Genomic DNA, 7,491 nt, shown 5'->3' on the forward strand with positions numbered 1-7,491 from the left:
AGCACCGCAATACCTATCAAAGCTGATAATTGTTATAGCTATTGCTTACACAAGTGCCACAATGCAAGGTAAAAAAATTAAGGATATGGGAATCCAAAAATATGTCACAAGACCTGAAAAAAGATATAAAGGTCAACGCAGACACAGCAGTTTTTATGTGGGTCAACATCTCTATTATTGGCTCGGGCTACATCAAATGTTCCCAAAAAATATAGAAGAGCTAATGCAAATTAGCCGCTATCGGTTGAAGGATTACATCAAAGGGCAAAGAGCTATATCGCTTGCCCTATCTACCTTCTAGCTCGCTTGTCCCCCTCTCAGCCCTTCTCCCCCAATACTATCGGGACGGGGAAGAATTGATCGGGGGTAAAGAAGAAGAAATTTCGCCACCTCGATCGAATATTTCCAGATTCCATTGACCGAAACGATTACTTTCAAAAGCAATAAAACGACCGTTACCACTAATCGTCGGACGACGCACTTCTCCTAAAATATTTTCGGTGATATTTTTTGCTTGTAGAGTTTGTCGATCATAAATATATATATCGGGTTTACCGGACTGTTCCGATACATAAACAATATAGCGACCATCGGCACTAATATCCGGTTGATCTTGATAGGTTTTTGCTTGATTTAACCCCGGCAGGGGAACTAAACGATTAGCCACTCGATCGAATAAATAAATCGTTCGTTGTCCCAGGCGATCGGAGGCAAAGACCAGATAACGACCATCGTAGTTAAAACGGGGATTATCTTCAGAGGAAGGGGTATTTAAAGTATTTCCTAAAAGCTGTTGGGGAGGGGTGACAAAACCTGCATCACTACATCCCCCCAGACTGATGATATTAACCGCAAGAAAAAGTCCAAGAAGTTTAGGAAACCTGATCATCGGTCGGCGCTGGGGAAGGAAGGATACAACAATTAATATCATCCAGACAAACTTTACCCCAATGCAATGCCCAACGCACCAATTCCACCCGATTATCGGTTTTTGTTTTTGTCAAGATATTACTAATATGATTATCAACGGTACGCTTGCTAATCTCTAGCTTTTCCGAGATTTCTTGATTAGTTAAACCATTAGCCACTAAATCGAGTATTTCTAGCTCTCGATCGGATAATGAAGCGGCTGTTTGAAACTTCCCAGCAGACATAAGTATAATTCCTCTCGTATATGTACTTATCATTCTAGAAGAATTTTTCCCCTAGGAATCGATAATCAGTAATCAGTGATCAGTAAACAGTAATCAGTGAAAAGACAGCACTGTTACTGCCATTTGATGATGCACACTTAATACATACTGCTCACTTAATACTCAAAACCTGACAGGGGGACAAGCTGGCTGAACTCCTTACAGCACAAGCTTTTTGGGGTGTTCGAGCGAAAAAGTTCGATGCAGCTCACCCCCCGTTGTTGATAAGAATTTCTAGTAAGCTCGCCCAAATCCCTGATTCTCTCGTTAGCTTTTTGGCTGAAAGCGATGTATCTGTTTGTAACTGAGGAGCCTCAAAACCTTTATGGACAATGCTTTGAGAGGGATTGTTCCCCTGTCAGACTCAAAACTGATCACTGATCACTGATCACTGATTCAAGGCTGACGGCTGGTACTATATAATAAAAAACGCTCCTTAGTTAGATATTGAGAAAAACATGGAAGTTATCCCCGCTATTGATATTCTCGAGGGCAAATGTGTGCGACTTTATCAGGGAGATTACCAACAATCGCAGGTTTTTAACGATAATCCCGCAATAGTGGCGCGAGAATGGGTCAATCAGGGGGCAACCAGATTACATTTAGTTGATTTGGATGGAGCCAAAGAGGGTAAATCGGTTAATTTGTCAACTATTGAAACAATTCTTAATGATATTGCCATTCCCGTACAGGTAGGGGGTGGACTGCGGGATCTAGAAACGGTGAGTAATCTCCTAAAAATCGGGGTAGAAAAGGCGATTTTAGGGACAGTAGCCGTAGAAAAGCCAGAATTAGTCAGCGAACTTTGTCAAAGCTTTCCGGGGCAAATAATTGTCGGTATTGATGCCCGCGATGGCAAAGTAGCCACCCGGGGTTGGTTAGAAACTTCCGAGGTAGAGGCGATCGCTCTTGGTCAAGATATGGCAAAAAGAGGAGCCAGCACGATTATCTACACTGATATTCATCGAGATGGCACGCTTTCTGGCCCTAATCTCGCTGCTTTGCGAGAATTAGCCGAATCTGTCGAGATTCCCGTGATCGCCTCTGGGGGCATTAGTTCCCTGACGGACCTACTGAGTTTATTGTCTTTGGAACCTTTAGGAGTAACGGGAGTAATCGTGGGCCGCGCCCTTTATACCGGTGCAGTTAACCTCTCGGAAGCGATTAGCGCGATCGGATCGGGCCGTTGGCAGGATCTACCCCCGAATTTTTTCGCTTAACGGACTTGTTTGAGAGTATCCACCTGTTTATTGAACATATCGGTAAATAGTCCCAAAACAGTGCGATTTTCATTGACTTTGATGTTAACGCTCACGGACATCCCCGATTGCAGCGGTAGAGTGGATTGATCTTTCAAAACTAACTCTTGACTGTTCAAGCGTACCCGGACAGGAAACCGATAAAAACGGTGATTCTCATCGGGAGGTAAAGCATCGGAACCGATCGAGATTACTTCTCCCTTAATATCGCCGTATTCACTGTAGGAAAAGGAATCAATGCGAATATCGGCTTTTTGTCCCACGCGCACAAAACCGATGTCTTGGTTAATCACGTCCACCTCTGCCACTAAACAACCTTTAGCGGCATCTTTGACCTGGGTGGGACAGCCATCGGGAACAAGTTTTAATAATGCTTCCGCTTGACTTGGTTGGGGAACAAACCCAGGCCGCGCCTTGAGATCAAAGACCACACCATCAATCGGGGCGGTAATTTTTTGATATTTAATGGTCTGTTGTGCTTGACTAATTTGACTATCTAACTCAGCAATGCGCTTGTTGTTATCAATGATAATGCGACTGATCTGACTATCGATTTCAGCGATCCGTTTGTAATTGTCCGCCATTTTATCGCGCACATCTTTTTCCGTGATTACCGTGGTATTAATCAGCTTTTCTTGCGCTTGGGAGATCAACAGGAAATAACGCTTTTCTTCCTGTTCCAGGCGGGAAATTTCGGCGATGCGGGTTTGTACTTCTTTCTCTTGTTTTTCTCGATCGATTTTGCCATTAGCCTCTTGCTGCTGTAATTCATTCTGGCGATCGGTTACCGATTGTTTTTGCTTATTAATCTGATAACGGGCGATCGCTCCTTCATCCCCCAAGGGTTCAATATCCTTAAGAATATTACGCTCGATATCCAAGCTTTCTTGGCCCTGCTTCATCGAATTGGCATTACGAGTTTTAATTTCTTCAAGGACGAGACGATCTTTGATTAATTGCGAGCGGGCATCGGCCAACTGTACCCTGGTTTGGGCCAATTGTTTTTCTAATTGTTCCATTTCCAATCTAGCGGCCGCTTGTCGAGAATTGGACTCCCGTCGGGCAGCCCCTAAACGGGCTAATTGATCCCCTTGTAAAGCAGAGCTAGAAGCACCTTCACTGACCTGTGCTTGATAAAGTTGATTTTCCGCCACTAAAGCGGCACGATTACGGGCTAAATCGGCGATTTCACTCGGTAATTTTAATTGAGCGATCGAACTCTCCACTTGTGCCGGTGTCAGATCCTGCGCCATTAACAGACGATAGAATTGATTTTCCTTCTCAGCACTGGCGCGAATTTTTCTCAAGGATTCTAACTGCACTTGCGAGGCACTGGAATCCATTAAAACCAGTACATCACCTTTGTTAACTCGATCGCCGTCTTTAACTTTAACTTCCTGTACTACCCCATTCACCGGTGCTTGTACTTCTTGGACTTTGCCCTGGGGTTTAAGTTGTCCTTGAGCGCCGACCACCTGCTCGATTTTGGCGAGCGCTGACCAAATTAAAGCAGCAGTGGTGACACTCATTAATGTCCAGATAATCGTCCGCGACCAAATGGGCGATTGTTTCAGGATCACCGATTGTTCTGGTGGGCTGAAAGTGGGTAAAGAAGGGGTAATACTTTTATTTTTCGTGGTAGTGGCCACGTTTTTACCCGCTTGGGTCAGTTCATCGCTTTTAGGGTTGCTGTTGCCGTTTTGACCGTTGTTAGAATTACCGTTCATGGAGATTCTCCTATATTTATTTTTTCAGTAATCAGTGAACCGATAACCGTTTACTGATAACTGATAACTGACGACTGACTGACTAGATTTGCGAATCCTGTTGTTTATAGAGAGTATAGTAAAGGCCTTTTTTGGCCATTAATTCCTCGTGGGTGCCTTCCTCCGCTACTGTCCCTTTATCCATCATGACAATAATATCGGAGGATTTGATCGAAGCTAAACGATGGGTAATAAAAAAGACCGTATGATCCTTGAAAACTTCTTTGAGATTCAGACACACTTGCCGTTCGGTGTTATAGTCGAGGGCGCTGGTGGCCTCATCAAGAATGAGAATTTGCGGTCTTTGCAGGACGGAACGAGCGATCGCAACCCGTTGTCGTTGTCCCCCCGATAGGGATGCCCCCCGTTCACCGACGCGGGTATTATAGCCATTGGGCAGGGTCATAATAAATTCGTGGGCCGCCGCCGTTTTCGCTGCCGAGACAATTTCCTCCACAGTCGCATCGGGGTTAGTCAGGGCGATATTTTCCTGTACCGTACCGTCAAATAATAGGGTTTCTTGGGGAACCATGCCGATTTGACGACGCAGGGAATAGAGTTCCACTTTGTTGATATCATAGCCGTCGATGAGAATCCGTCCCGATTCTGGTTCGTAGAGACGGGCTAATAGTTTAGTGATGGTACTTTTCCCAGCACCACTTTCTCCCACCAAAGCGACAAAAGTACCGGCGGGGAATTCTAAATTGACGTTGTATAGTTGCAGGGGTCCGTGGGGATTGAAGCGGAAAGCGAGGTTTTCGTAGGTGACAGTGCCTTTAATTAAGGGCATGGGGATGTTTTGGCGATCGAGTTCCGCTTCTTGGGGAGTATCAACGATATCGGCTAATCTTTCCAGGGATAAGCCAGTTTCTTGGAAGTTTTGCCAGAGTTGGGTCAAACGCAGAATCGGCGAGGTAACGTAGGAAGAGATAATCCGGAAGGCGATTAATTGACCAAGAGTGAGTTTTCCGTCTAAAACTAGGGCTGCTCCCACCCAAAGCACTAATAAACCCGATAATTGGTTAAAGAAGTGACTAAAGGAACCGGCCAAAGTTGAGGTCATTACCGTTTGAAAACCTTCGGCCACATAGCGCGCATAACGTTCTTGCCACTGCCAACGGGAACGCAATTCGATATTCTGTGCTTTTACTGTTTGGATTCCCGTCATCACCTCCACCAGATAGGATTGGGTTTCGGCGTTTCGTTCCGCTTTTGCGCGCAGTTGTCGCCGCACGATCGGTGCGAAAATAGCTGTGGAGAGAACTAAAATCGGCACGACTCCCAGGGCCCAAACAGTTAGAATCGGGCTATAGATCAACATAACCACAATGTAGATAACCGAGAAAATGGCATCTAATACCACTGTTAGGGCTGTGCCCGTTAAAAATTGCCGAATATTCTCTAATTCGTTGATTCTTGTCGAAATTTCCCCCACTGGCCGCCGTTCAAAGTATTTCAGGGGTAAGCGCAGCAGGTGATCGATAATTTCTGAACCGAGGGTCATGTCGATGCGGTTAGTGGTATCGACAAAAAGGGAAGTTCTCAAAAAGGTTAAAATTCCCTCAAAAACGGCAATTACTAACAGGAAAACCCCGAGGGTATTCAAGGTTTCCGGGCTATTCTGCACAATCACTTTATCGATGATCACCTGAATCATCAAGGGATTGGCCAGGGCAAATAACTGCACGAAGAAAGAAGCGATAAAAACTTCTATTAAGACTCGTTTATGTTTCTTGACAGAAGGCCAAAACCATGATAGGCCAAAACGCTGTTGCTGGGTGTGTTTGGTGGGTTTGAGCAGAATCACTTCCCCTTTTTCGCCCCAAGATTCCAGAAATTCGCTGGTTTTGCGTTTAATTATCCCCCTTTGGGGAACAGCGATCGTGGTTTCCCGTTGATTAATTTCGTAGAGGATAACGATGGTGTCTTGCCAGCGAATTAGGGCAGGAGGGTTGATATTGGGCAAGGAAGAAGCATTTAGGGGTACTAATTGGCTATGGAGTCCCACTACCTCGGCCACAGCCCCACACAGGGGCAGGGAAAGGCTGCCGGTTCTTTGCAGTTGATCCCCTAGGATGCGTTGGATCACGTCCTTGCGAAAGGGGATATTAAAATATTTGCAGAGCATCTGAAAACAGGCACTCACCGCCTCTAGTTCCGTTTTTCCCCCGAAAAAAGCATAGGATTTGCGGTTTTTCTCGACAGTTTTTTCAAGGTCGATATCGCTGGTGATGTCGCTTATTTTTCCCTGGGGGATATCTAATACCTGGGTGGGTTTATTTCCCTTGATCACTTGGGTTTCTAGGATATCATCCGTTTCTGTTTCCGCAGCCGCTTCGGTTTCAACTGTCAAGAATTCATCTAACTGGTCGGAGGAAAGACCTAATAAGCGCGTGTTAGTCGGATTGTTCTGGGTGATAACTGTGCCGATAGGATAATTATCGGTATTTTCGCTGACTAACCAGAGATAATCATCGTTAATCTGGTTGTAGGACACACAAGCTTTGTTGAAAAGAGCCTGAGCAATTTCTTTCAGGTCTCCCCCACCCCAGGCCTGTTGATTAAGATAGGAGCCTAGGAGAGCATAAACTTCAGCGATCGAGGTTTCTTTAAAGAAATATTGCTTAAATTCCGGGTAATTTTTGATTAAAGACCAAAAATCCTCTTGTTTTAAGGTTAAACAGATCGTGACTTCCGAAGAAGCGATCACCGTTTCACAGGGGGTAGCGCGCAGAAGACTCATCCACCCGAATAAATCCCCCGGCTGTAATTTAGCCAAAGTGACCGGCAGCGGATTGTTAACCCTAGCATCGTAACCCAAAAGTCTGGCCTCTCCCTCGTAGAGAAGGACGAGGTGAGAGGGTAAGCGGTCACACTTGAGTATGGCATTGCCCATCTCATAGCGAAAGGGTTGTAATTTCTGGCCCAGAGAACGTCTAACCTCGACGGGCAGGCGATCGAAGGGCTGTACGGTCTCCAGAAAGGCGGTAAAATCTAAAGTGGTATAACTCATTGGCTAGGCGAAAATTGACTAAGTTGGCAAATAATTAGGGTTTGCGGCAAAAAGTTTGTTGGTGGGGGTAGGGTGTGGGGTGTGGGGTGTGGGGTGTAGGGTTTTACCGATTTTCAGGTGGTCAATTACCTAATTTTCAGGGAAAAAGTCCCGGAATTTTCCCCCCAATCACTCCAATCGCTGGCACTTTTTGATTGACAAAAAGTCTAAAAGTCTTATCGAACAATGTTTTTAGATTTATCCAGCAAACCCTAATTAGG

The 7,491-nt window shown here is 45.2% G+C and carries 5 protein-coding genes and 1 pseudogene; 2 read left to right on the forward strand and 4 right to left on the reverse strand.

All coding sequences use genetic code 11. The features are described from left to right. Positions 1–301, forward strand: a pseudogene (locus tag IM479_RS09125) (IS4 family transposase); the annotation flags it as partial. Between the two features lie 36 nt (positions 302–337). Here IM479_RS09125 and IM479_RS09130 read toward each other — a convergent pair. Both IM479_RS09130 and pedR read right to left on the reverse strand, forming a co-directional pair. Further along, on the reverse strand, positions 338–889 hold the full coding sequence (locus tag IM479_RS09130; RefSeq protein WP_287686360.1) for a TolB family protein: 552 nt from the start codon (positions 887–889) through the stop codon (positions 338–340). Then, positions 873–1,154, reverse strand: a complete 282-nt coding sequence (pedR, locus tag IM479_RS09135) for a photosynthetic electron transport-dependent transcriptional regulator PedR (RefSeq protein ID WP_108937575.1) — start codon at positions 1,152–1,154, stop codon at positions 873–875. The genes IM479_RS09130 and pedR overlap by 17 nt, the downstream gene beginning before the upstream one ends. 497 nt (positions 1,155–1,651) lie before the next feature. Between pedR and hisA the strand changes: the two genes are divergently transcribed. After that, the gene (hisA, locus tag IM479_RS09140) at positions 1,652–2,413 is read left to right on the forward strand and encodes a 1-(5-phosphoribosyl)-5-[(5-phosphoribosylamino)methylideneamino]imidazole-4-carboxamide isomerase (protein WP_286825671.1); all 762 of its coding nucleotides are present in this window, start codon (positions 1,652–1,654) and stop codon (positions 2,411–2,413) included. On the opposite strand, the gene IM479_RS09145 is transcribed toward hisA, so the two are convergent. Then, positions 2,410–4,179, reverse strand: coding sequence for a beta-barrel domain-containing protein (locus IM479_RS09145; RefSeq protein WP_287686359.1), 1,770 nt, complete (start codon positions 4,177–4,179; stop codon positions 2,410–2,412). The genes hisA and IM479_RS09145 overlap by 4 nt on opposite strands. An 82-nt stretch (positions 4,180–4,261) precedes the next feature. Next, positions 4,262–7,231, reverse strand: a complete 2,970-nt coding sequence (locus IM479_RS09150) for a peptidase domain-containing ABC transporter (protein ID WP_287686357.1) — start codon at positions 7,229–7,231, stop codon at positions 4,262–4,264. Positions 7,232–7,491 lie beyond the last annotated feature (260 nt).

The sequence above is a fragment of the Microcystis sp. M165S2 genome (genome assembly GCF_020245885.1).
Lineage (GTDB): Bacteria > Cyanobacteriota > Cyanobacteriia > Cyanobacteriales > Microcystaceae > Microcystis.